Source organism: Cryptosporangium phraense (assembly GCF_006912135.1).
Classification (GTDB): Bacteria; Actinomycetota; Actinomycetes; order Mycobacteriales; family Cryptosporangiaceae; genus Cryptosporangium; species Cryptosporangium phraense.
Genome location: NZ_VIRS01000017.1, coordinates 1 through 23,027, shown reverse-complemented (window position 1 = coordinate 23,027; position 23,027 = coordinate 1). Strand labels below are relative to the sequence as shown.

The window sequence follows — 23,027 nt, the reverse complement described above, 5'->3', positions numbered from 1 at the left end:
GGGCGCGACGCTACCATCCCCACGCACTCATCCTCCCGTGGGACCGAACCGCTCCGTTCGGATGGCCGCCGGGTCGTACCCCGCGTCAACCAGCAGGTCAGCGACGGTCTCGACGAACGGCGTCGGCCCGCACACGTACGTCCGCGGGGTGGCGTCCGCCGGGAAAGTGACGTCGGCCAGCAACGCGGCGTTCACCCGGCCGGCCGGCGTCGGCCAGTCCGGCGGCGTCCGCCGGGTGTAGGCGTAGGTGACCTCGAGGCCGAGCTTCGCGAGTTCGTCGGCGTAGATCGCCTCGGCGGGGCTGCGGACCGAGTACAGCAACCGGAACGGGACGGAGCTGCCGACCTGAGCCCGGGTACGGGCCATCGCCATCAGCGGGACGATCCCCGACCCACCGGCGATCAGCTGCACCGGCTGGGTGTCGGCCGGACGCCAGACGAAGTAGCCACCGACCGGCCCGCGCAGCTCCAGCGGGTCCCCGACCGACAGGACCTGGGCCAGGTACGGCGAGACCTCGCCGTCGGCCACCACCTGCACGGTGATCTCGACCCGCCCCTCGGCGGTCGCCGAGGCGATCGAGTACGACCTCTCGGTCGAGTACCCGTCCGGTGCGGTCAGGCGGACGTCGAGGTGCTGGCCGGCCAGGTGCCCGGGCCAGTCCGGGACGTCGAGGACGAGGGTCCGCGCGGTAGCCGTCTCCTCGCGCACCGACGCGACCGTGCCGACCTGCCAGGCCAGCCTCCGAACCACCTCAGTCCCCCTGGTAGCGCTGCTCGCGCCACGGGTCGCCGTAGTTGTGGTAGCCGTTCTCCTCCCAGAAGCCCGGCTCGTCCTCGGTGAGGAGCTGGATGCCCCGCACCCACTTCGCGCTCTTCCAGAAGTACAGGTGCGGGACGAGCAGCCGGGCCGGGCCGCCGTGCTCGGCCTCGAGCGGCTCGCCGTCGAAGCCGAACGCGATCCAGGCCTTGCCGTCGAGCAGGTCCTCGAGCGGCAGGTTCGTGGTGTACCCGCCGTAGGAGTAGATCTTCGCGTACTCGGCCTCGGTCTCGACGTTCTCGAACAGCGTGTCCAGCGACACGCCCTCCCAGTCCGTGTCGAGCTTCGACCACTTCGTGACGCAGTGGATGTCGACGTGCGGGGTCTCGTGCGGGAGCGCCTGCAGCGCTTCCCAGCCCCACCCGTGCGTCGCACCGGTCTCGGTGACGATGCCGAAGTTCCACTCGGCCAGGTCGACCTTCGGGGTCGGGCCGTAGGTGAGGACGGGGAACCCGTCGGTGAGGTACTGGCCCGGGGGAAGGTCCCGGTCGTGTCTGCGGCGGCCGGTGAAACCGGGAGAGATGACGCTCATCGTCGCTTCCGTTTCTCCTTGATACGGACCGAGATCTGAATCGGCGTGCCGACGAAGCCGAAGTCTTCCCGAAGGCGCCGCTCGATGTACCGCTGATAGGCCACATCGACGGGGCCGGTGGTGAACAGCACGAACCGGGGCGGCTTGCTGCCGGCCTGGGTCGCGAACAAGATACGCGTCTGCTTGCCGCCGCGCACCGGGTGCGGGTGGGCCGCGACCAGCTCGGACATCCACGAGTTGAGCCGGCCGGTCGGGATGCGCTGCTCCCAGCCCTCCAGCGCGGTGTGCAGCATCGGCGCGAGCTTGTCGACCGCGCGCCGGGTGCGGGCCGAGACGTTGATCCGCGGGGCCCAGCGGACCCGCTGCAGGTCGCGGTCGATCTCCCGATCGAGCAGCTCCCGGCGGTCCTCGTCCATCAGGTCCCACTTGTTGAACGCGATCACCAGCGCCCGACCGGCCTCCACGACGCCGGTGATGACGCGCTGGTCCTGCTCGGAGAGCGGCTCGCTGGCGTCGAGCAGGACGACCGCGACCTCGGCGGCCTCGATCGCCGCGGCCGTGCGCAGGCTCGCGTAGTACTCGGCGCCACTGGAGAACGTGACCTTCTTGCGCAGGCCGGCCGTGTCCACGAACCGCCAGACCTCGTCGCCCAGCTCGACCAAACTGTCGACCGGGTCGACCGTGGTGCCGGCGACCGAGTCGACGACCGCGCGGTCTTCCTTGGTCAGCGCGTTGAGCAGGCTCGACTTGCCGACGTTGGGCCGCCCGACGAGCGCGACCCGTCGCGGCCCGCCGGTGCCGAACCGACCCTCGGCCGGGGCCTCGGGCAGCACCTCGAGCACCTTGTCGAGCAGGTCACCGGAGCCGCGTCCGTGCAGGGCCGAGACCGGCCAGGGCTCGCCCAGGCCCAGCCGCCAGAGCTCGGCCACGTCGGCCTCGCCCTTCGTGTCGTCGACCTTGTTGGCCGCGACGACGACCGGCTTGCCGCCGCGCTGGAGCACGCGGGCCACGGCCGCGTCGGTGTCGGTGATGCCCACCCGGGCGTCGACGACCAGCAGCACGGCGTCGGCGACCGACATCGCGTAGCGGGCCTGGTTCGCGATCGCGGCCGCGCGGCCCTGGGCGTCGGGCTCCCAGCCGCCGGTGTCGACCAGCGTGAAGCGCCTGCCGTTCCAGTTCGCGTCGTACGCGACCCGGTCCCTGGTCACGCCGGGAACGTCCTGCACGACCGCCTCGCGGCGGCCGAGGATGCGGTTGACCAGCGTCGATTTGCCGACGTTGGGCCGTCCGACGACGGCCAGCACCGGGAGGGAGACCGGCGCGCCCTCGTCGCCGTCTCCGTCGTCGTCGAGCGCGGCGAGCTCGGCGTCGGTGATCTCGTATTCGTCGGCGATCGCGGTCCAGTTGCTCTCGGTCATCGGACCCGCGCTCCGGCCTGCTCGTCGACGATCTGCAGGACCGTCGAGACCACCTGCTCGAACGTCAATGCCGACGTGTCGAGCGTGACCACTCCGTCGGCCGCCACCAGGAAATCGACGACGGTCGAGTCGCGGGCGTCGCGGGTGGCGATCTGGGCGTGCGTGGCTTTCAGGGCTTCCTGGTCGGCCGTGCCGTGCAGCTCGCGGGCCCGCCGGGCGATCCGGGCGTTCTCGTCGGCGGTGAGCAGGAGGCGCACGTCGGCGTCGGGCGCGACGACCGTCGTGATGTCCCGCCCCTCGGCGACGATGCCGCCGTCGTCGGCGATGATCGCCCGCTGCCGGGCGATCAGGTCCGCGCGGACGTCGAGGTTCGTCGCGATCGCGCTGACCGACTCGGAGATCTTCGGCGTCCGGATCGGCCCGTCGACGTCGACCCCGTCGACGGCGATGCCGGGGGCGGCCGGGTCGGTGGAGATGCCCAGGGTCAATCCACGACTGAGCGCGGCGACCGCGGGCTGGTCGTCGAGGTCGAGGCCCCGGTCGATCGCGGCCCAGGTCACGGCCCGGTACATCGCGCCCGTGTCGAGGTAACGCAGTCCGAGCCGCCGGGCGACGGCACGGCAGACGCTGGATTTACCCGATCCGGAGGGGCCGTCGACGGCTATCACGCCCCGGAATCCCGCAGCCGGGTGTGCCGCCTCGGCGGGTGTACTCAACGCCTGACCTCCTCGTGCGCCATGAACTTCAGGTGGCGCAGAGCTGTCGTCCCTCGACGCCCCTCCTATCATGCCCGCTACAACCCCAACCTCCGAACCGACGCAGCCCGCCCGACCGCCCGGCCACGCCCGGCCGGCCCGGTCGTTATCAGACCTCCCCACCGAATCCTGGGCCGTCACCCGGTCTCGCCTGGGCCTGTAGGTGTACGAAGTCGAGACAGACGGCGAAGCGCTCGATCAGCTCATCGCCTTACCGGCCGACGCGCTTCCCTCCTACGCCGAGCTGATGGCTTTGCTCCAGGTCGCGCCTTGGAGCGGTGACTCTTACAACCGCAGCAAACCGAACCCCTGCGGGATCAGACCCAGGTGGGGGTGGCGGTTCCGGCGTAGCGGGCTCCGTAGCCGCCGGTCGGCAGGATCTCCTGGATGCGGGCCAGGTCGGCCTGGCCGAGTTCCAGCGACACCGCCCCCACGTTCTCCTCGACCCGCGACGCGCTGCGCGTGCCCGGGATCGGCACAACGTGCTCGCCCCGGGTCAGCAGCCAGGCCAGCGCCAGCTGCGAGACCGTCGCGCCCTTCGAGGACGCGAGCTCGGACAGGGCCCGCACCGCCTCGAGGTTCTTCTCGTAGTTACCGGGCTGCCAGCGCGGGTCGGTGTTCCGCATGTCCGACGCGTCGTACTCGCCGGCCGGGCGCGCACTGCCGGTGCTGAACCCCCGGCCCAGCGGGGAGTACGCGACGAACCCGATCCCCAGCTCGTCGAGCACCGGGAACAGCGCCTCGACGTCCCGCTCGAACAGCGAGTACTCGGTCTGCAGCACCGAGACCGGATGCACGGCGTGCGCCCGGCGCAGGGTCTCCGGCCCGGCCTCGCTGAGCCCGAAGTACCGGACCTTCCCGGCGTCGATGAACTCCTTGACGGTCCCGGCGACGTCCTCGATCGGCACGTCCGGGTCGACCCGGTGCTGGTACAGCACGTCGATCGTGTCGACGCCGAGGTAGCGCAGGCTGTTCTCGACGACCTCCCGGATGTGCGCGGGCCGGCTGTCGAACCCGAACGACCGGGTGAAGCCGAACTTCGTCGCGATCACGACCTCGTCGCGGATCGGCGCGAGCGCCGCGCCCACCAGCTTCTCGTTCTCCCCCCAGCCGTAGAGCTCGGCGGTGTCGAAGAACGTGACGCCGAGCTCGTGCGCGCGCCGGATCGTGGCGACGCCGTCCTGGTCGCCGTTCGGACCGTAGGCCAGCTTGAAGCCCATTGCGCCGTAGCCGAGGGCCGAGACGGTCAGACCCTGGCTGCCGAGTGTCCTGCTCTCCATTACTACCCCTAGCTCCGAACCGAACCGTTTGGTTTGACCCTGCCGACGCTACAGCCAAACCGACCGGTTCGGTAGCCTGCCTCCGTGACTCCCCGGGCCGAAGACTCGACGCGCGACCGCGTCGTCAAGGCCGCCACCGCCGAGTTCGCCGACTTCGGCATCGCCGGCGCCCGCGTCGACCGGATCGCCAAGGCCGCCCGCACCAGCAAGGAACGCGTCTACGCGTACTTCAGCAGCAAGGAGGCGCTGTACCGTGAGGTCTCCGGCGACGTGCTGGCGGCCGTCGCCGACGCCACCCGGATGGACCCGGACGACCTGCCCGCCTACGCCGGCCGGGTGCACGACTACTACCAGGCCCACCCGGAGCATGCCCGCATCATCGGCTGGGGCCGGCTCGAGCGGAGCGGCATCCCGGCGGACGACCCGCTCCGGCGCGCGGTCGCCTACAAGCTCGAGCAGCTCGGCGGCACCGGGCAGTTCACCGGCGCTCTCCAGCCGATCGACGCGCTGATGCTGGTCAACGAGATCGCGATGGCCTGGGCCAACCAGCCCGACCTGATCGCCGCCGTTCCCGCGGACGAGCGGTCGCAGTTCCTCGCCGCACGGCGGGCGGCGATCGTCGCCGCAGTGGAGCGCCTCTTTCCGGCTGCGAGGTAGTGCGGGGCCACCGCTCCGGCCCGGTCTGACCCGCCGAGCACAGGCGGCTTGGCGGGGGGACCAGGACATGATGGACACCGCGCGGGCCGAGGGCGTGGAACTCGTCGGACCGGGCGGGTTGCTGACGACCCAGTGGGCCACCACAGCGGCAATTCGCGATGGCACCTTCGAACCGGCGATCGTCCCGATCGCCGACCTGCCGTCTTTGCTGGGATCAGGTCGCGTTCTCCCTGACCCGGGACCGCGCGATCAGCGGCTTTGCTTCGCGGTCTCGGCGCGGGCCCGGGCGCGGGGCTTGCGCATCGACCGCCGGCGCGCGGGCGCGGGCTCAGCTCGCAGCGCAGCCGCCCCCGGGTCTGCACGAACAAGGACTGAGACCGTGTCGTGGGACACCGCACATCTACGGCCGGTCGACGAACCCTCGGCCGGCCTGCCTTGGACCTGCCGAGGGCCCCAGCCCTCCTTCAGTCCTGCTCCAGCCCGCCCACCACGAACGCGGCCACCTCGTCCGACGCGGCCGGCGCCGGATCCGCGACCCGGGGACCGCGACCCGGGGTCTACGGCGGGCGCGAGAATCGGCGACGCACGGAGTAGGGCGGCGGTGCACGCCCCTCCAGTGCACCGACGCCCCTCAATACTGGAATCTGCTGGAGAAGTTGGGAAGTCGCACCACTGACGTCTCTTCAGTGGCCACCACTCGTTACTCGACACACCGGCAAACCCTGGCTATTGCTGGAGATCACTGGAAGCCGTTACGGTGCCGACGTGGGAGAGTCCGCCGAGGCACTCGAGCGGCGCATCGACGAGCTCCGCTCCGAAGTGCGTCGCGCCGTCGTGCGCGGCGACCGCGCGACCGCCCGCACCCTCCGCGCCGACCTCCGCGCCGCCGAGGCGGCCTGGGACGACGCCCTCGAAGACCTCCAAGACCAGACCCCGGACGCCAACATGCCCATCGGCGCCCCCGCGCCGGGCGTAGGCATTGACGGCAAAGACGACGACGGCGGCGCACCACCGCTGCTTCCGCTCCGGGAACAGGTGCACCAGGCGCTGGCGCTGCTCGGGGCGCCGGCCGCACCGCGGCTGATCGTGGCCGTGCACGAGGCGTTCTCCGGCGGCGAGGTGCCGTCGGCGAGGCTGACGTCGCTACGGCGGGACGAGGAGCGCTCCTACCGCTCGGCGCCGCACGCGCGTCCGTACTACCTCTGCGCGGCCCTCACCCACGACCTGCTCGCGCCCTCCCGCGGCCTGCTGGCGATCTCGACCTGGCCGATGGCGACCCGCATCATCGGGCCGCTCAGCCCGCGCGTCGACTTCCTCACCGCGGCCATCCACCTGGCCGAGCAGTTGCAGCGCATCCCCGACCCCGGCCCGGCCGCCACCCGGCTGCTCTGGCGCTTCGCCGCGAACATCCCGGGCGCCAAGCAGGATCCGGCCGCGGTCGCCCGGGCCGCCGAGGCCGAGCGGCAGATCCACTGCGACGCCGACGGGGTCCACCGCGAGGACGGCGCGGCCCGGGCCCGGGCCCAGCTCGACGACGTCCAGCAACTGTTCGGCAGCCGACTGCAGACCGTACGGGGAAGAACCGGAACCTGATGGACCAACGCCTCGCCCAGCTCCGCGGCAACACCGCGCCGAAGCGCCACAACGCCCGCACGATCGCCGCGCTCACCACGAACCCCGGCTGCGCGCGCCGGGCGATCCTCGACAGCGCGGGCGTCGACAAGGACGCGCTCGCCCGCACGATCGGGTTCCCGGCGCCGTTCGGACAGTCGTCGTTCGCGATCACCCGCGGCAACGCGTTCGAGGCCCAGGTGAAGGCCGACGGGTGCGCCGAACTGCTGCGACTGCTGCGGGAGACGCTCGGGCTCGACCTCGCCGAGGCGGCCTACACGAACCTGGAGGACGTCGGCGGCGACGACAGCCAGGAGATCCGGCACGCGTACTCGGCCCAGAAGCTGACCCGGGGCGCCGAGACGCTCTTCGACCACCCGCTGCTCCGCCTCGCGGTGGCCGGGCAGAACGTGTACCTCGAGCCCGATCTGGTGGCGTTCCAGCACGACGGCGTGTTCCACGTCGTCGAGATCAAGTCGTTCGCGGTGATCGACGGGCAGGCCGACCCGGGCAAGGTCGCGGCGGCGGCGATCCAGTCCGCGGTCTACGTGCTCGCGCTGCGGCGGCTGCTCGGCCGCGGCGACGACGCGGTCTCCCCCGACGTCGTGCTGGTCTGCCCGGAGAATTTCTCCAACCGTCCGGTCGCGACCAAGGTCGACGTCCGCAAGCAGCTGATCATCCTCGATCACCAGCTCAGCCGCCTGACCCGGGTCGAGGCGCTGCTCGACCTGCTGCCCCCGGGCCTGACCCTCGACCCGGCCCAGCCCCCGGCCGACCTCGCCGCCGCGCTCGGGCCGCTGGAGGCGCGCTACGCGCCCGGCTGTCTGTCCAGTTGCGAGCTCGGCTTCTTCTGCCGCGAGGAGTCCGCGGGGTGCACCGATGCGCTCGGCACGAGCGTCCGCGAGCAGCTCGGCGGCGTCGAGACGGTGGCTGAGGCCCTGCGGATCGCCCACGGCGATCACCCCGTCCCGCCCGAGGAAGCCGAGACCGCTGAGGTCCTCCGGTCGTCCGCCCGTATCTATGACGACGCTCTGCGGCGAACCGTCCGTCCAGTGGTTCTGGCGCCGGTCCCGTGATAAGCGCTTACGCCAAAGCGCGCGCGGTGGAGGCGGGAGTCGCGCAACCGATCGCGACCGTCGCTCACGTCCATCTGTCGTCGCGCCCGCTGGTGTTCGTGCCCCTGTCGCTGGCCGGTGAGGCGAACGCGCCGCTGGCCGCGATGGTCGGCACGTCGGTGGACGAGCCCGAGCTGCTGATCGTGCCGCAGCCCCGGGACCGAGCCCTGCGGTTCGAGTTCGCGGCCCGGTTGGCGCGGGTCTTTCTCGACTACCTGGCGTCGTTCCCGGTGTCGTCGTCCGACGACGGGCCGTTCGCCGCCGACTCCCCGCAGGTGCTGGTGCCCAACCGGGCCGGTCTCGCGTTCGTGCGACTGCTGGGCCGCTCGACGCGGTTCCGGCGGGCGACCGGTCCGTACCCGGTGGACCCGTCGGTGCCGGTGCTGGGCCGCTGGCTGACCTGGTTCGCCGAGCGGTCCGAGCACCCGGGCTCGTCGTCGGCGCTGGCCGCCACCGAGGCACTGACCCTGCACTGGGCGACCGGCCAGAGCGCGTTCGAGGACAACAACCTGGCTGCTCTGATGGGGTGGATCGAACCCCCGCCCGGGGTCAGTGGGGCGGCCGCCGCCCGCGCGGCCGAGGACCCGCTGCGCTGGCCGCCAGCCGGCCCGGCGACCGACCCGACCTTCGACAACGAGGTCCTCGGCCCGCTGATCCGCGGCGGCTCGGTCTCGGCGCTGGAGCGGGCGCTGGCCTCGCAGTTGGAGCCCACGTGGGGGCTGATGTTCCGGGCTCTGGCCACGCTGTCGGCGCTACCCGCCGGCGCGTCGGTGGCATCGCGCTGGGCGTCGGACTGTGACGCGTACGCGGGGTTCTGGACGTACCTGGCCGAGGACGGCCTCCCTCAGGCGCGCCGGGACGGCGCGGTGGCCGCGGCCCGGCGGCTGGCCCAGCTGGAGCGGGCCCAGGCGTCGTACGACGTGGCCCGCTCGTTCGACGATCCGCTGGTGATGGCCCAGTACCGGGTCACCGGAGAGGCGTTCGCCGGAACCGTGTTGTCGGTGGACGCGACCCGGCGGATCACCAACGACAAGGGGAACCTGGTGACCCGGCCGCTCGTGCTGGTGCAGTCGTCGGACCCGGTGCACCTGCCGGTCGGGACGCAGGTGGGCGCGCCGAGCCGGCCCAAGCAGAGCGGCACCGTGCTCGACGTGACCTCGGACCTGGTCACGGTCGAGCTCGACAAGGGATTCGGGCGGGGGAAGACGCCGGCCCCGGGCGTGCTTCCGTCGCCGGGCGAGCCGATCACGTACAGCAGCGTGCTGGCGTCGGCGATCCGCGGACCGGCGCTGCCGAGCGCGGACGAGACCCCGTGGACGCACGGCGGCCCGCCGACGCCGTACGTGCCGTCTGATTTGGACGCCGGGGAGGACTGGGAATGACGGCCCCCGCGGTGGCGGCGGCGTCGGTGACCGCGGCGATCCTGGCCGACCTGCTTTCTGGCGAGCATCGCGGGGTGGTCGTGGACTCGCCGCCGGGGGCCGGGAAGTCGACGCTCGTGGTGCGGGCGGCGCTGGAGCTGGCCGGGAGCGGACAGCCGCTGATGATCGTCGCGCAGACGAACGAGCAGGTGGACGATCTGATCCTGCGGCTGGCGCCGGACCTCGCGGTGATCCGGCCGGAGGCGCGGATCGGCCGGCTGTCGCGAGCCGGGTTCGTCGCGCCCGCTCGGCTGGGCGCGTTGGCCAACGTGGTGGTCGGGAGTGGGCTGCCGGACCTCGGCGACCCGCTGGTGACGATCGCGACCGCGGCCAAGTGGGCGCACGTCCGCGATCGGACCTGGCCCTGGGCGATCGTCGACGAGGCCTACCAGATGCGCTCGGACGCGCTGCTCACGCTGGCTCCGCGGTTCGAGCGGGCGCTGTTCGTCGGCGATCCAGGGCAGCTCGACCCGTTCTCCACCGTGGAGAACGATCGCTGGCGGGGCCTGCTCTGGGACCCGATGCAGAGCGCGGTCTCGGTGCTGCTCCGCAACAACCCGTCGGTGCCGGTCCACCGCCTGCCGGTGTCGTGGCGGCTGCCGTACTCGGCCCAGGACGTGGTCGCGTCGGCGTTCTACCCGTACACCGGGTTCCGCACCGGCACCGGCCCGGGCGAGCGCGAACTGACGTTCGCCGCCTCGGCCTTGGGGCGGACGCCGGCCGACGAGGTGCTCGCGGTGGCCGCCGAGTCGGGCTGGGGTCTGTTGGAATTGCCGGCGAGGCACACGATGAGGACCGACGCCTCGGCGGTCCAGGCGGTAGCGGACGTGACGACGCGCCTGTTGCAGCGCGGAGCCGTGGCCCGGTCGGGTTCGTCGTCGGGGCCGGTCGGCCCGGACCGGATCGCGGTCGGTGCCGCCCACCGCGACCAGGTGGCCGCGATCCGAGCGGCGCTGGGACCGGTGCCGGTCACCGTCGACACCGCGAACCGGCTGCAGGGCCGCGAGTACGAGGTGACGGTCTTCCTGCACCCGCTCTCGGGCCGCCGCGACGCGACCGCGTTCCATTTGGAGGCGGGCCGCTTGTGCGTGCTGGCGTCCCGGCACCGGCAGGCCTGTGTGGTGGTGGCCCGGGCGGGCATCCGCGATCTGCTGGATGCCCACCCGTCGAGCGCCCCGGTGCACCTCGGTGATCCGGTGAAGTTCCCGGACGGATGGGCCGCCAACCAGACGATGATGGCCCACCTGGAAAACCACCGCGTCCGCGGTTAGCAGGACCGGACTGCTCCGTTGTGGCCTGCCGGCACCGTGAAGCCCATGTAGACCCATCCGGAGTACTTGCCCGACGGTTCCGAGAAGCCGACCTGAGCGTTCGGCTGGTTCGTGCCCCATTTGATGCGAAGCCAGGCCGCGCCGGTGTTGTCTGTCCGGTCAGGGTCGAAATCGGTGCGAGTCTGGCACTCACCCCAGACGACCGATTGGTTGATGACTGCACCGATCTGTACTCCGTCGACGGTCCCGGACGTCCTCACCTTGAGTCCATGGGGCGCGCCGGCGATGAGGAAGGGCGACGGCCCACTGCGCGGCGGCGGCACGTCGGCGTACTTTCTAGCGGCGTCACGCGCTTCCCTCAGGGTGCCGCTACTCACCTCGTCTGTGAACTCCTCACAGTTCGCGTTGATGGGTCCCTCGTTGTGTCCGCTCACGGTGATGCTGCACGGCGAGTCCGGCTCCGCGTCGTTCGCGACGAAGACGGCCCAGGCAGCCGCGGCCGCGGCAATGACCACGCCGGCGACCGTCCAGTACAGAGTGGTGCGAGCGACGCTCCTTGAACGTGTCGATGGGTTACGTTCCACTGGTCTTGTTCACTCCTGCGACGGCTGAGCATTTGGCGTGTCAAGCCAATCAGGAATTTGCCCCCAAACAGGGGTCGCGCACGCGTACTTACATCTGAGACCGCGCGCCTGCGAGGGGACAAGAGCCACAAAACGAGATTTTCGCCCTAGCGCACACTCCTGCGTGCATGAGTGTGGCAGTGCAGCGACTGTTACCATCCGTTCTTCGCTGAACACGAGGAGTCGGGGGGCTCTACTGTGGCGTCGGGGGATCCGGTGACGAGAAACAATTTTTGGACAAGGGGAGAGCGCGCGCTCGAACCGGAGGATTGGTCAGTAATCCTTCGGCGGGTCACGGCCAACAGCCAACGAGCCCATGCCGAAAGTCGACGCCGCTTAGCCCGCGACGACGTGACTAGAGAATTCCTCGACGCAGGCTTGCGACTGCTCGCGAAACGCGTGGATGCAATACAGATGGGCCCCGGTAACGCGGAAAGCCGTGAACCGCACAGCCTCCTGCCGTGGCTCTCTCAGCGCGCCGTCGTCGCAGAGATGAAGACCGGCAAGCGGCCGCGATCGGGAATGGGCGCGCTGCGCGAGCGATGGCCGGCCCACGATCACTTCGTCGAAGACCTTCTGTCTTACGCGCTGTGGAAGGGCAATTGGCACGCGAACATCGTCCAGCAGGAATCGATGCTTCAGCAGGTGTCTGGCTACCCCGATCTACCGGCGCTGATGCACGACATCGCATTGAAGGATCTACGCGCCGCCCGCAACAATCTGTATTTCAGAGTTCAGATCATCGCCGCAGTGCTCGCACAACAGGAGCCAGCGCTGCACGAGGCGATCCAAGAACTGTATGACGTCATTGGTTCATCCTGGACAGACGTCTACCAGCATCTGCTCGATCTACACAACTGCCATCTGCGATCCGACGTCCCCATGGAGAGATTCGCCGATATGTTGACCGCCGCAGCGGAAGGCGTAGCGCTGCGTCAGCTGGTCGATCGGCGTCCGCGCGTCATCGACGAAGTCGAAGAGCGCTCGCTTCTCGGTTACCTGATCATGGCGATCGTCGCGGGGTGCGTGCGAAAACAAGGTGATGACCGGACCGTTGACGAGATCGTTCGGTCGCTCGAGCGAGCATGATCTCCAGCGGTCCACCATTCTGAGCGTGGTGACGGCACATCTGGTCTTGGTGACCCCTGCGGGGCCACCAAGACCAGATAGTGCCGATCAGTGGCTCGCCGATCCTGATCGACCCAGCCGGACGAGGTTCCACGACAACGGCGGGAGCTCCAACGCCACGCGGCCGCCGTCGACGTCAGGAACCTTCAGCGACTTCGGCACCACCCTCTCCGGGTCCTCGGCCGTGTTCACCGCGTCCGGGTCGTCGTCGGCGATCGCGGTGTGGGACTCGACCCGGTAGCCCGGCCAGGCCCGCAGGTCGACGTCCACCACCATCGGCTCGGTCTGGGAGCGATTCACCGCGAAGATCGAGACGCCGTCTTCGCCCTGGACCGCGACCGCGTCGAGCAGGGGCACCTCCCCCAGCCACTTCGTCTCGTAGAGCGGCGACCGCTGCTCGACCCGCAGCACGGTCCCCCGCCCGTAGCGAGAGGTCAGCGCGAACGGGTGGAACGTCGACTGCTTCCAGGCCGGCCCGCCGGGCGTCGTCCTGATCGGGGCGATCACGTTCACCAGCTGGGCCTGGCACCCGATCTTCACCCGGTCGGCGTGCTTGAGCAGGCTGATCAGCATGTTCCCGACGACGACGGCATCGGTCACCGAGTAGACGTCCTCGATCAGCGCCGGCGCCTCGGTGATCGACAGCGACGCCTCGCCGGCGAACTTCTTGAGGTACCAGACGTTCCACTCGTCGAACGAGATGTCGACGCGCTTCGAGCGCCGTTTCACCGCCCGGACGTGGTCGGCGGTCGCGACCACCGCGTCGATGAAGCGGTCCATGTCGACGCTGGCCGCGAGGAAGCTGTCCCGGTCGTCGCCGCGCTGCTCGTAGTACGCGTGCATCGAGACGTAGTCGACCTGGTCGTACGCCTCCCCCAGGACCGTCGCCTCCCAGGACCCGAACGTCGGCATCGACGAGTTCGAGCTCCCGCACGCGACCAGCTCGATCGACGGGTCGACCAGCCGCATCGCCTTCGCGGTCTCCGACGCCAGCCGCCCGTACTCGTACGCGGTCTTGTGGCCGATCTGCCAGGGCCCGTCCATCTCGTTCCCGAGACACCACGTGCGGATCCCGTAGGGAGACAGAGCACCGTTCTTCCGGCGCAGATCCGACCAGTACGTGCCGCCCGGGATGTTGCAGTACTCGATCAGGTCCCGGGCCGCGTCGATCCCCCGCGTGCCCAGGTTGACCGCCATCATCGTCTCGGCCCCGAGGCCGGACGCCCAGGGCACGAACTCGTCGACGCCGACCTGGTTGGTCTCGAGCGACCGCCAGGCCAGGTCGAGCCGGGTCGGCCGGTCGGCCGACGGCCCGATGCCGTCCTCCCACTTGTACCCCGACACGAAGTTCCCCCCGGGGTACCGGATCAGCGGCACCCCGAGCTCCCGGGCCAGGTCGAGCACGTCTCCCCGAAAGCCCGCATCAGAAGCAGTGGGATGACCCGGCTCGTAGATGCCGGTGTACACACACCGGCCCATGTGCTCGACGAACGACCCGAACAACCGCGGATCGACGTCCCCGACCGTGAACGCCGGGTCCAGCGCCAGCGACGCCCTGATCATCCCTTGATCCCCGTCCCGGCGATGCCCTCGACGATGTTGCGCTGGAACAGCAGGAACAGCGCGACCAGCGGCACCGCGCCCAACACCGCGGTCGCCATCGTGTCGGCGTACCGGATGCCGAACGCGCCCTGCACGGTCGCCAGCCCCACCGGGATCGTCATCAGGTCCGGGTTGGTCAGCACCAGCAGCGGCCACAGCAGGCTGTTCCAGGCCCACACGAACGAGAAGATCGCGACCGCCGCGACGGCCGGCCGGGACAGCGGCAACACGATCTGCCGGTAGATCCGGAAGAACGACGCCCCGTCGACGCGGGCCGCTTCCTCCAGGTCGGCGGGCAACCCGTCGAAGAACTGCTTGAAGATGAACACCGCGATAGCGGTGGGCGCCTGCGGCAGCGCGACGGCCCAGAACGTGTTCAGCAGGCCGAGGGACTGGAACTCGCGGAACTGCGGCACCATCAGCACCTGCGACGGCACCATGATCCCGGCCAGGATGAACCAGAACACCAGGTTGCGGTACCGGAACCGCATCCGCGACAGCGCGAACGCGGCCAGGCTCGCGGTGATCACGGTCAGCACCGTCGACAACGCCGACGCGATGAACGTCGACGCCCACCACCGCAGCATGTCGGTGTCGGTGAAGACGCGGCCGAAGGCCGCGAACGTCGGGTTCTCGATCCACCAGGTGGTGTTGACGGTCTCGGCGTTCGGTTTCAGCGCGGTGTCCAGCGCCCACAGGATCGGGACCAGCCACAGCAGCGCGAACGCGATCAGCACCCCGACGCAGATGCGGTTGAAGATCGTGACCCGCCGATCGACGGTCTCCACGGTGACCACCCGGGCTCGCAGCGGAGGCGCCAGCGTGTCGGTAGCCATGATCAGACCTCCTTCTGCTGCGAGCGGACGAGCCGGAACCAGACCACCGACACCGCGAGCACGACGACGAAGAACAACATCGAGACCGCGGACGAATAGCCGACCCGGTAGTTCGTGAAGCTCTCGTCGTAGACGTATTCGAGCAGCGAGCGGGTGGAGTAGTTCGGTCCGCCGGACGTCATGATGTACATCTGGTCGAACACCTTCAGCGACGCGATGACCTGCAGCACCGCCACCAGCGTGGTCGTGCGGCCGAGCAGCGGGATCGTCACGTGCCGGATCTGCTGCCACGGGGTGGCGCCGTCCAGCGCGGCCGCCTCGTACAGGTCGCGCGGGATCTCCTGCAGACCGGCCAGGTAGAGCACGAAGTTGAAGCCGATCGTCCACCAGACCGTGGTGAACGCCAGCGCGGGCATCGCCCAGTTCTCGTCACCGAGCCAGTTCGGCGGGGTGATGCCGATCTTGCCCAGCGAGGTGTCCAGCAGCCCGATGCCGGGCGACAGGATCCACATGAAGATCAGCGCGACGACCGCGGACGGCAGCACGTAGGGCAGGAAGAACGCCAGCCGGTAGAACCACTGGCCGCGGCCGACCCGGTTCGCGAGCAGGGCCAGCGCCAGCGCGATGATCACCAGCGGCGGGGTGGTCAGGATCGTGAACCACACCGTGTGCCACAGCGAGGACCAGAAATCCGAGCTGCCCAACGCGTCCACATAGTTCTGCAGACCGGCGAAGGTCGACAGACCGGCCTTCACCATCGACGTGTCGAAGAAGCTCATCAGCAGGCCGTAGAGGGCCGGCCCGACGATGAACAGGACGTACAGGAGGAGGAACGGGGCGAGGAAGGCAGCGGCGGAACGCCCCTGCCCGGGGGCGCGGCCGGGCCGCACCGAGGGTGTGGTCATCGTTGACTCCGGTCAGATCGGCGACGCGGTGGCGGCGAGGTTGTCGAGCTTGGTGCGCATGTCGTCCAGCGCCTGCCTCGGCTCGGTGAGGCCCGCCATCGTGGCGCCGACCGCGGAGCCGGTGACGGTCTCGAAGTTCGACCCGGAACCGGAGTACCAGCCCGCCGGGTCGTAGGCCGCGCTGTCGGCCGCCGCCGCGTACTGGGCCTGCGGCTGCAGGGCCTTGTACTCGGCGCTGTCGCGGTACGGCAGCCAGGCCGGGACGTGGCCTCCCTCGGCCCAGGTCTTGCTCTGGTCGAGCAGGTTGCGGACGAACGCCAGCGCCCGGTCGAGCCGGGCCGGCGTCAGCTTGGGGCTCTTGGGGACGACGAGCGTGTGCGAGTCGGCCTGCACCGCGTACGGGCCTTCATCGAACACGTGCGGGAACAGCGTCATCGAGAACGGCGTCTTGGCCGTCTGGAACGTCGTGATCTCCCATTCGCCCTGGAAGAGGAACGCGGTCCGGCCGGCCGCGAAGTCGGCGATCGAGCCCTGGTAGTCGGTCGCCTCCGGGAACAGGCCGCTCTTGGTGAGCGACCGCAGGAACGTCAGCGTCCGTAACGCCTTCTCGTCGTCGAGGACGACCTTCGTGCCGTTGTCGGCCAGGACCTGCCCGCCGAGCTGGGAGTAGAGCGACTGGAACGCGCGCCAGGCGGTGACGACCTCGGAGCCGAGCGCGATCGCGCCCGCGTACCCGCCGCTCGCGGCCTTGGCCTTCTTCATCGCGTCCAGGAACGCGGCTTCGCCCTTGAACGGCGTGAGCAGGCCGTCCGCGCCGAGCAGGCCGGCCTTCTTGCAGATCTCGGTGTTGTAGAACATCACGAACGGGTGCGTGTCGAGGGGGATCACGTACGACTTGCCGTCGACCAGACCGGCCTGCCAGACCTTGCTGTTGAACTTGTCGGCCGACAGGCCGGCCCGCTCCAGCGCGTCCGGCGTCAGCTCCTGCAGCAGGTCACCCTCGACCATCGACTTGGCCCGGGTCAGGTGGGCGACGGCCACGTCCGGCGGCTTGTTCCCGACCGTCGCCAGCGACAGCTTCGTGTAGTACGGGTTTCCCCAGTTGAACGTGGTCCCCTTCAGCGTGATGCCGGGGTTCTGCTTCCGGTAGGTGTCCAGCATCGACTGCATGCGGACGCCGTCCCCGCCGCCGAACAGGTCCCAGTACTGGAGCGTGTCGGCGGATTCGCCGGCGGTCGACAGCCCGTCGAGTACCGAGCCGCAGCCGCTGAGCGCGGCCAGAGCTCCGATACCGGCGGCGCCACCTAACAACGTTCGTCGGGAGAAACGTGGCGGAGAGGTCATCTTTGTCCTTCCCGGAGGTCAGGCAGGTGGGGCAGTGGATTCGCGGACGACGAGTTCGACCGGGAGCAGGTTCTTGCGCTCGATGGGTTCGCCGCGGATCCGGGTCAGGAGCAGCTCGGCGGCGCGAGCGCCGGTCTCCTCGAACGGCACCCGGACCGTCGTCAGCGGAGGGGCCGCGAACTCGGCCAGCGGGGCGTCGTCACAGCCGACGACCGAGAGCTGGTCGGGCACGCCGACCCCGCGGGCCCGGAGCGCGGACAGCACCCCGAACGCCATGTTGTCGTTGTGCACGAAGATCGCGGTGACGCCGGGATCGGCGTCCAGCAGGTGATGGGTGGCCGCGGCGGCATCGCTGGCCTCCCAGCCGGACGGGTGGATCCGGTGGGCGGGAAGCTCGACGCCGGCGGCGGCGAGCGTCGTCCGGAAGCCGTCGAGGCGGCTGACGACGACCCGCCGGCCGGTCGGACCGGTGACCGTGCCGACCGTCCGATGGCCGAGGGCCAGCAGGTGTTCGGCGGCGAGCACGCCGGTCTGCCGGTGGTCGGATCCGACGGCGGGGACGCCGCCGCCCGGGATGTGGTTGAGCGTCACGGCCGGCAGCGGCCCGCGGAGGTACTCGCCGATGCCGTCGTCCTCCTCGAGGCTCGGGGCGATGACGAGGACGCCGCTGACGCGGTGCTCCTGCAGGGTGCGCAGCGGGGCCTGGCTCGACTGGCCGGTCGTGGTCACCAGCGCGGCGTGGCCCTGCCGTTCGATCGCCTGCTGGGCCGCGACGACGAACCGGGAGAGCGCGACGTCGGAGAAGTCGTCGGCCAGGATGCCGACGGTGAGCGAGTCGCGGCGGACGAGGCCGCGGGCCAGCGCGTTCGGGACGTAGCCGAGTTCGCGGGCGGCGTCGAGGATCCGCTGACGGGTGGCCGCGGAGACGACCGCGGAGTTGCCGTTGAGCACCTTGCTGGCGGTCTGGAAGCTGACCCCGGCGCGCTCGGCGACGTCTTTGAGTGAGACGTACACGGGGTCACCTCATTCCGCACATGTGAGCGTTCACAACGGTTAGGCGAACGTTCGCGTAAGGCAATATGGGACTTCCGCGGGCAGCGTGTCAAGGATCACTTTCACCGGCGATGGGGGCCGGGTCCGCCACGTGGTCGTCCGGTGCGGGGGCCGGTTACGGGCTAGCGTTCGGGCATGGCGGCGAGGCGTAGTGCGGGTTTGTTGGTCTACCGGGTCTCCGGGGATCGGCCGGAGGTGCTGCTCGGGCACATGGGCGGCCCGTTCTGGGCCCGCAAGGACGAGGCCGCCTGGTCGGTGCCGAAGGGCGAGTACGACGAGTCCGAGACGGCCGAGGCCGCGGCCCGGCGCGAGTTCACCGAGGAGCTCGGGCTGCCGGCCCCGGACGGCGCGCTGCTGCCGCTCGGCGACGTGAAGCAGTCCGGCGGCAAGACCGTGACGGTCTGGGCGATCGAGGGTGACCTCTCCCCCGACGACGTCGTGCCGGGCACGTTCACGACCGAGTGGCCACCGCGCTCCGGGCGGATGCAGGAGTTCCCGGAGCTCGACCGGGTCGAGTGGTTCGATCTGGACACCGCCCGGGAGAAACTGATCAAGGGCCAGCGGGCGTTCCTCGACCGGCTCGCGGAGGCGCTGGAGTGACCGACCAACGGATCGGGTTCGTCGCCGTCCCCGGCGGTCGGATCGCGTACGCCGAGGTCGGCAGCGGGCCGCCGCTCGTCCTGCCGACGCCGTGGATCAGCCATCTCGAGCTCGACTGGGAGTCGCCGGAGTACCGGACGTTCCTGGGCGCGCTGGCCCGCACGCACCGGGTGGTCCGGTACGACCGGCTCGGGTGCGGGCTGTCCGATCGTCCGGAGCTGGTCGGGGCGGTGGCGCCGAGCGTCGCGCACGACACCGCGGTGTTGTCGGCGTTGATCGACGGGCTCGGGCTCGAGACGACCGCGCTGTTCGGGTTCTCGATCGGCGCCGGTGCGGCGCTCGGCTACGCGGCCGCGCATCCCGGCCGGGTGAGCCGGCTGGCCGTGTTCGGCGGATACGCCGAGGGCGCCCGCACCGCGCCGGACGCACTGCGGGAGGCGATCCTGGCGACGATCCGGGCGCACTGGGGCGCGGGGTCGCGGGTGCTGGCCGACGTCTGGATGCCGGGTGAGCCCGCGTCGGTGCGGGAGGACTTCGTCCGGCTGCAGCGGTCGGCGGCCGACGCCGAGACAGCGGCGGCGGTGCTGGCGGCCGTGTACGACGTCGACATTCGCGGGGTGCTGGGGTCGATCGAGGCGCCGACGCTGGTGCTGCACCGGCGGGACGACCGGGCGATCCCGTTCGCACTGGGCCGCGAGGTGGCGGCCGGGATCGCGGGGGCGCGCCTGGTGCCGCTGGACGGCAACGTCCACCCGCCCTGGCTGGGGGATCCGGCTCCGGTCCTGGACGCGCTGCTCCCGTTCCTGGGCGCCGATGCTCCGCCCGAGGCCGCCGTCGAGACCGGGGTGCTCACCGAGCGGGAGCGGGAGGTTCTGCGGCTGGTGGCGCGCGGCTTCAACGACGCCGAGATCGCCTCCGAGCTCGTGCTGAGCGCGCACACCGTGCATCGGCACGTCGCGAACATCCGGCGCAAGCTCGACCAGCCGTCCCGGGCCGCGGCCGCCGCCACCGGCATCCGCCTAGGCCTGATCTAGCAGGCCGTTCTAACACGCCCATACGTCGTCGCCGATCGACCCGACCACCAGCGGCGACACGATCGCCGGCATCCCGGCCCACGACTCCGTCCGCAGGGAGGCGACGCTGAACCCGGCGTCGGACAGGAACCGGACCGTGTCCTGATCGCACCGGCAGCCGCCGGCGAACGCCCGCCACGGCCGGGCGAGCCGCCGCTGACGGCGGGCCAGCCTCGACCCGTCCGCGCCCCGCACGTGCTCGATCAGCAACAGCCGGCCGCCCGGCCGCAGCACCCGCCGGACCTCGTCCAGGGACGCGGCCGGGTCGCCCGCCGTGCACAGCACCAGCGTCGACACGACGACGTCGAACACGCCGTCGGGAAAGGGCAGCGCTTCGGCCGGTGCGGGCGACACGGTCACCGCGAACGGCGTCGCGATCCCGGCGACGCGGCGCTGGAGCACGGCTCGCATCGCGGCGTCCGGCTCGGATACCGTCAGCGCGTTCACGGTGTCCGGGTAGTGGCGCAGATTGAGGCCGGTGCCCGCCCCGATCTCCAGGACGTCGCCCTTGGCCGCGGCGAGCAGCCCGGCCCGCTGCTGCCCCATGCTCCGCCGCTCGCCCAGCGCGAGGAACGGATCGTAGATCGCCGCAAACACCCGATTGACCAACATCATGCTCTCCTGCGAGGTCGGACTTCCTGACCCCTCAGTTGTAAGAACTCGCGGGCCCCCACCGCATCGCCACAACCGGCCATCCACCCCAATGGCCGATCCCGGCCACCCCGCCGCTACTCGGCGGCGGTGAGCGCGAGCTGCGCCTCGGGCGTCGCTCGCGCGCGGCGGCGCGCCCACCACGCGTGCGCCAGCCCCAGCGCCCCGACCAACGCCACCAACCCCACCGAGAAGAAGAACGCCGGCGACCCGGGATCCGACGCCGACGCCCCCACCAGCACGTACGCCGTCGTACTGGGCACGATCGCCGCCGCCGTCCCGAACACGAACGGCACCATCCGCACGGTCGTCGCCCCGAACAGATAGTTCAGCAACCCGAACGGAAACACCGGCAGGATCCGCGCGTACACCACGGCCCGGGTCCCGTCCCGATCGAGCCACGCCTGCAAGCGGGCCAGCCGCGCGTCCGGCCCGGCCGCCGCCGTCCGCCCGGACAGATACGGCCGCCCGAGCCACCGCCCGAGCAGGAACGCCACCGACGCCCCGACCACGATCCCGCACAGCGCCGCCCCCACCGCGACCACCGGCGGCAACAGCAACCCGGCCAGCAGCGCGGGCACCCCGCGGGGCGCCATCGCCACCGACGTGACCACCGCCACCGCGGCCACCCCGATCGGCGTCCACGGCCCGGCGTCGGCCACGAAGGACCGCAACGCGGACGGCTCAGGCACACCGTAGGTGAGCAGGAACCCCACGAGAACCAGCAGCAGAACGCCGAGCGTCACCGCCCGGATGGCCGGGGAGGTCACTGAGGCAGGTCCCTCCGCAACGCGGCGGCGCCCCGCAGGTAGCAGTGGTGCAGCTCCGACCGGGGCCGGTCGATCTCGGCGTGGGCCATCAACCGCAGCACCCGCGGCATCGCCCCGGGCACCCCGATCTCGGTCGTGCACAGCAGCGGGACGTCGGTGAACCCGAGCTGCCGCGCGGCGTAGGCCGGGAACTCGGCGTCGAGGTCGGGCGTCGCGGTGAAGATGACGCTGATGAGGTCGTCGGTCGTGATCGTGTTGCGGTCCATGACCGCGTTGATCAGCTCGGTCGTGCCCTCCAGGATCGCGTCCCGCGAGTTCTCGTCGATCTGGATCGCCCCCCGCAGGGCCCTGACCGCCACTAGAGCCCGACCTGCGAGTGCAGCTGGCCGATTTCGGCCTGGCTGAGGTGCCGGGCCTTGCCCGGCTTGATGTTGGCCAGCTGGATCGGCCCGATCGCGGTCCGGACCAGCCGGCTCACCGGGTGCCCGACCTCCTCCAGCAGCCGCCGGACGACGTGCTTGCGCCCCTCGTGGATCGTGACCTCGACGAGCAGCCGGCCCGGCAGGTTGTCGACGACCCGGAAGTCGTCGACCTTGACCGGCCCGTCCTCGAGCTCGACGCCCTCCAGCAGGCGCTTCTTCACGTCGCTGTGCATCGGGCCGGGCACCTCGGCCAGGTACGTCTTCAGCACGCCGTACGACGGGTGGGTGAGCCGGTGGGCGAGCGCACCGTCGTTCGTGAGCAGCAGCAGGCCCTCGGACTCGGCGTCCAGGCGCCCGACGTGGAACACGCGCACCTCGCGGTCCTGCACGTAGTCGCCGATGTTCAGCCGGCCCTTGTCGTCGCTCATCGTCGAGAGCACGCCGGTCGGCTTGTTGAACGCCATGTAGACCATGCGGTCGTCGACGATGACCCGCTGGCCGTCGACGTGGATCACCGCGGTCAGCGGGTCGACCCGCTTGCCCTGCACGGTGACGACCTTGCCGTCGACGCTGACCCGCCCCTGCTCGATCAGGTCCTCGCAGGCCCGGCGGGACCCGATGCCCGCGGCCGCCAGCACCTTCTGCAGGCGCTCGCCTTCCTTGGGCTCGTCGAGCTTGGCGGCCCAGTTCGGGTCGCCCTCTTCTTCTTCCCACACGTCCTGATACGGACGGTCGTCCGTAGCGGATTTCCCGTAGCCGACGGTGCGCGACGCCCGCCGCGGGGCGGGTGCCCCGTCGCGGCCCAGCGGCTCCGAGGAGGCACTGCGCCGCGACTGGTCAGCACCGCGGGTCCCGCCCGACCGCGAAGCGCCGGTTCCTCCTCCGCGCGAACCGCCGCCCGAAACGCCGCCGCGCGATGCGCCACCGCCGCGCGATGCGCCACCGCCGCGCGACGCACCGCCGGAGCCTCCGGTGCGGGGCGCGCCACCGCGGCCGCCGCCGTCGCCATCCCGCGACGAGCCACCGCGGCCACCACCGTCCCGGCCACCACCGGCCGCCCGCAGACGGTCGCCGCCCCGAGCGCCGCCGCTCCGGCCGGCGCCGTCACCGCTCCGCGCGGCGGACCAGCGGCCGGCGCCTTCGC

23 protein-coding genes are annotated in these 23,027 nt (G+C 71.0%); 8 read left to right on the top strand and 15 right to left on the bottom strand.

Going from position 1 to position 23,027, the window contains the following annotated elements; translation table 11 throughout:
• Nucleotides 1-27: 27 nt before the first annotated feature.
• The 5 genes from FL583_RS23025 to FL583_RS23005 all read right to left on the bottom strand — a co-directional run bounded on the left by FL583_RS23025 (nt 28) and on the right by FL583_RS23005 (nt 4,801).
• The gene (locus FL583_RS23025) at nt 28-750 is read right to left on the bottom strand and encodes a ferredoxin reductase (protein ID WP_142706879.1); all 723 of its coding nucleotides are present in this window, start codon (nt 748-750) and stop codon (nt 28-30) included.
• A gap of 1 nt (nt 751) precedes the next feature.
• On the bottom strand, nt 752-1,348 hold the full coding sequence (locus FL583_RS23020) for a sulfite oxidase-like oxidoreductase (protein ID WP_142706878.1): 597 nt from the start codon (nt 1,346-1,348) through the stop codon (nt 752-754).
• Nucleotides 1,345-2,766, bottom strand: a complete 1,422-nt coding sequence (gene der / locus FL583_RS23015; RefSeq protein WP_142706877.1) for a ribosome biogenesis GTPase Der — start codon at nt 2,764-2,766, stop codon at nt 1,345-1,347. Before der ends, FL583_RS23020 begins: the two co-directional genes overlap by 4 nt.
• Entirely contained in the window at nt 2,763-3,482 is a 720-nt protein-coding gene (cmk, locus tag FL583_RS23010; RefSeq protein WP_240746775.1) for a (d)CMP kinase, read from the bottom strand. Before cmk ends, der begins: the two co-directional genes overlap by 4 nt.
• A gap of 356 nt (nt 3,483-3,838) precedes the next feature.
• Entirely contained in the window at nt 3,839-4,801 is a 963-nt protein-coding gene (locus FL583_RS23005) for an aldo/keto reductase (RefSeq protein ID WP_142706875.1), read from the bottom strand.
• Between the two features lie 84 nt (nt 4,802-4,885).
• On the opposite strand from FL583_RS23005, the gene FL583_RS23000 reads away from it, so the two are divergent.
• The 5 genes from FL583_RS23000 to FL583_RS22980 all read left to right on the top strand — a co-directional run bounded on the left by FL583_RS23000 (nt 4,886) and on the right by FL583_RS22980 (nt 10,876).
• Nucleotides 4,886-5,458, top strand: coding sequence for a TetR/AcrR family transcriptional regulator (locus FL583_RS23000; protein WP_142706874.1), 573 nt, complete (start codon nt 4,886-4,888; stop codon nt 5,456-5,458).
• Nucleotides 5,459-6,223: 765 nt separating this feature from the next.
• Nucleotides 6,224-7,051, top strand: a complete 828-nt coding sequence (locus FL583_RS22995; protein ID WP_142706873.1) for a hypothetical protein — start codon at nt 6,224-6,226, stop codon at nt 7,049-7,051.
• Nucleotides 7,051-8,145 carry a hypothetical protein gene (locus tag FL583_RS22990; protein WP_142706872.1) on the top strand — a complete coding sequence of 365 codons (1,095 nt, stop codon included), beginning with the start codon at nt 7,051-7,053 and terminating at the stop codon, nt 8,143-8,145. The genes FL583_RS22995 and FL583_RS22990 overlap by 1 nt, the downstream gene beginning before the upstream one ends.
• 26 nt (nt 8,146-8,171) lie before the next feature.
• Entirely contained in the window at nt 8,172-9,566 is a 1,395-nt protein-coding gene (locus FL583_RS22985; protein ID WP_205752372.1) for a hypothetical protein, read from the top strand.
• Nucleotides 9,563-10,876 carry an AAA domain-containing protein gene (locus FL583_RS22980; RefSeq protein WP_142706870.1) on the top strand — a complete coding sequence of 438 codons (1,314 nt, stop codon included), beginning with the start codon at nt 9,563-9,565 and terminating at the stop codon, nt 10,874-10,876. Before FL583_RS22985 ends, FL583_RS22980 begins: the two co-directional genes overlap by 4 nt.
• Here the strand turns inward: FL583_RS22980 and FL583_RS22975 are convergent.
• On the bottom strand, nt 10,873-11,391 hold the full coding sequence (locus tag FL583_RS22975; RefSeq protein WP_142706869.1) for a hypothetical protein: 519 nt from the start codon (nt 11,389-11,391) through the stop codon (nt 10,873-10,875). The genes FL583_RS22980 and FL583_RS22975 overlap by 4 nt on opposite strands.
• A gap of 459 nt (nt 11,392-11,850) precedes the next feature.
• Here FL583_RS22975 and FL583_RS22970 point away from each other — a divergent pair, with 459 nt between their 5' ends.
• The gene (locus FL583_RS22970) at nt 11,851-12,588 is read left to right on the top strand and encodes a hypothetical protein (protein WP_142706868.1); all 738 of its coding nucleotides are present in this window, start codon (nt 11,851-11,853) and stop codon (nt 12,586-12,588) included.
• 87 nt (nt 12,589-12,675) lie between these two features.
• Here the strand turns inward: FL583_RS22970 and arfA are convergent, their stop codons facing one another.
• From arfA to FL583_RS22945, 5 genes are read right to left on the bottom strand one after another with little or no spacing between them, the layout of a single operon-like run.
• Complete coding sequence (gene arfA / locus FL583_RS22965) at nt 12,676-14,190, bottom strand: arabinosylfuranosidase ArfA (RefSeq protein ID WP_142706867.1); 1,515 nt, start codon at nt 14,188-14,190, stop codon at nt 12,676-12,678.
• The gene (locus FL583_RS22960) at nt 14,187-15,065 is read right to left on the bottom strand and encodes a carbohydrate ABC transporter permease (RefSeq protein WP_142706866.1); all 879 of its coding nucleotides are present in this window, start codon (nt 15,063-15,065) and stop codon (nt 14,187-14,189) included. The genes arfA and FL583_RS22960 overlap by 4 nt, the downstream gene beginning before the upstream one ends.
• A gap of 2 nt (nt 15,066-15,067) precedes the next feature.
• Nucleotides 15,068-15,970 carry a carbohydrate ABC transporter permease gene (locus tag FL583_RS22955; RefSeq protein WP_142706865.1) on the bottom strand — a complete coding sequence of 301 codons (903 nt, stop codon included), beginning with the start codon at nt 15,968-15,970 and terminating at the stop codon, nt 15,068-15,070.
• A gap of 12 nt (nt 15,971-15,982) precedes the next feature.
• Nucleotides 15,983-17,314 (bottom strand): extracellular solute-binding protein, encoded by a 1,332-nt coding sequence (locus FL583_RS22950; protein WP_142706864.1) that lies wholly within the window; start codon nt 17,312-17,314, stop codon nt 15,983-15,985.
• Nucleotides 17,315-17,332: 18 nt separating this feature from the next.
• Nucleotides 17,333-18,328 (bottom strand): LacI family DNA-binding transcriptional regulator, encoded by a 996-nt coding sequence (locus FL583_RS22945; protein ID WP_142706862.1) that lies wholly within the window; start codon nt 18,326-18,328, stop codon nt 17,333-17,335.
• A gap of 174 nt (nt 18,329-18,502) precedes the next feature.
• Between FL583_RS22945 and FL583_RS22940 the strand changes: the two genes are divergently transcribed.
• Both FL583_RS22940 and FL583_RS22935 read left to right on the top strand, forming a co-directional pair.
• Complete coding sequence (locus FL583_RS22940; protein ID WP_142706861.1) at nt 18,503-18,967, top strand: NUDIX hydrolase; 465 nt, start codon at nt 18,503-18,505, stop codon at nt 18,965-18,967.
• The gene (locus tag FL583_RS22935) at nt 18,964-20,001 is read left to right on the top strand and encodes an alpha/beta fold hydrolase (protein ID WP_142706860.1); all 1,038 of its coding nucleotides are present in this window, start codon (nt 18,964-18,966) and stop codon (nt 19,999-20,001) included. The genes FL583_RS22940 and FL583_RS22935 overlap by 4 nt, the downstream gene beginning before the upstream one ends.
• Nucleotides 20,002-20,010: 9 nt before the next feature.
• On the opposite strand, the gene FL583_RS22930 is transcribed toward FL583_RS22935, so the two are convergent.
• From FL583_RS22930 to FL583_RS41075, 4 genes are all read right to left on the bottom strand, one after another.
• The gene (locus tag FL583_RS22930; RefSeq protein ID WP_205752371.1) at nt 20,011-20,652 is read right to left on the bottom strand and encodes a class I SAM-dependent methyltransferase; all 642 of its coding nucleotides are present in this window, start codon (nt 20,650-20,652) and stop codon (nt 20,011-20,013) included.
• A 116-nt stretch (nt 20,653-20,768) separates the two neighbouring features.
• Nucleotides 20,769-21,461: a TVP38/TMEM64 family protein gene (locus FL583_RS22925; RefSeq protein ID WP_142706858.1), complete on the bottom strand. Its 693-nt coding sequence runs from the start codon at nt 21,459-21,461 to the stop codon at nt 20,769-20,771.
• Nucleotides 21,458-21,820, bottom strand: a complete 363-nt coding sequence (gene aroH / locus FL583_RS22920; RefSeq protein WP_142706857.1) for a chorismate mutase — start codon at nt 21,818-21,820, stop codon at nt 21,458-21,460. The genes FL583_RS22925 and aroH overlap by 4 nt, the downstream gene beginning before the upstream one ends.
• Nucleotides 21,820-22,599 (bottom strand): pseudouridine synthase, encoded by a 780-nt coding sequence (locus tag FL583_RS41075; RefSeq protein ID WP_240746774.1) that lies wholly within the window; start codon nt 22,597-22,599, stop codon nt 21,820-21,822. The genes aroH and FL583_RS41075 overlap by 1 nt, the downstream gene beginning before the upstream one ends.
• Nucleotides 22,600-23,027 lie beyond the last annotated feature (428 nt).

Coding starts and splice junctions, on each gene's coding strand:
- FL583_RS23020 (WP_142706878.1), bottom strand. CDS start 1,348: ATGAGCGTCATCTCTCCCGGTTTCACCGGCCGCCGCAGACACGACCGG.
- der (WP_142706877.1), bottom strand. CDS start 2,766: ATGACCGAGAGCAACTGGACCGCGATCGCCGACGAATACGAGATCACC.
- FL583_RS23005 (WP_142706875.1), bottom strand. CDS start 4,801: ATGGAGAGCAGGACACTCGGCAGCCAGGGTCTGACCGTCTCGGCCCTC.
- FL583_RS22990 (WP_142706872.1), top strand. CDS start 7,051: ATGGACCAACGCCTCGCCCAGCTCCGCGGCAACACCGCGCCGAAGCGC.
- FL583_RS22980 (WP_142706870.1), top strand. CDS start 9,563: ATGACGGCCCCCGCGGTGGCGGCGGCGTCGGTGACCGCGGCGATCCTG.
- arfA (WP_142706867.1), bottom strand. CDS start 14,190: ATGATCAGGGCGTCGCTGGCGCTGGACCCGGCGTTCACGGTCGGGGAC.
- FL583_RS22960 (WP_142706866.1), bottom strand. CDS start 15,065: ATGGCTACCGACACGCTGGCGCCTCCGCTGCGAGCCCGGGTGGTCACC.
- FL583_RS22955 (WP_142706865.1), bottom strand. CDS start 15,970: ATGACCACACCCTCGGTGCGGCCCGGCCGCGCCCCCGGGCAGGGGCGT.
- FL583_RS22950 (WP_142706864.1), bottom strand. CDS start 17,314: ATGACCTCTCCGCCACGTTTCTCCCGACGAACGTTGTTAGGTGGCGCC.
- FL583_RS22940 (WP_142706861.1), top strand. CDS start 18,503: ATGGCGGCGAGGCGTAGTGCGGGTTTGTTGGTCTACCGGGTCTCCGGG.
- FL583_RS22930 (WP_205752371.1), bottom strand. CDS start 20,652: ATGTTGGTCAATCGGGTGTTTGCGGCGATCTACGATCCGTTCCTCGCG.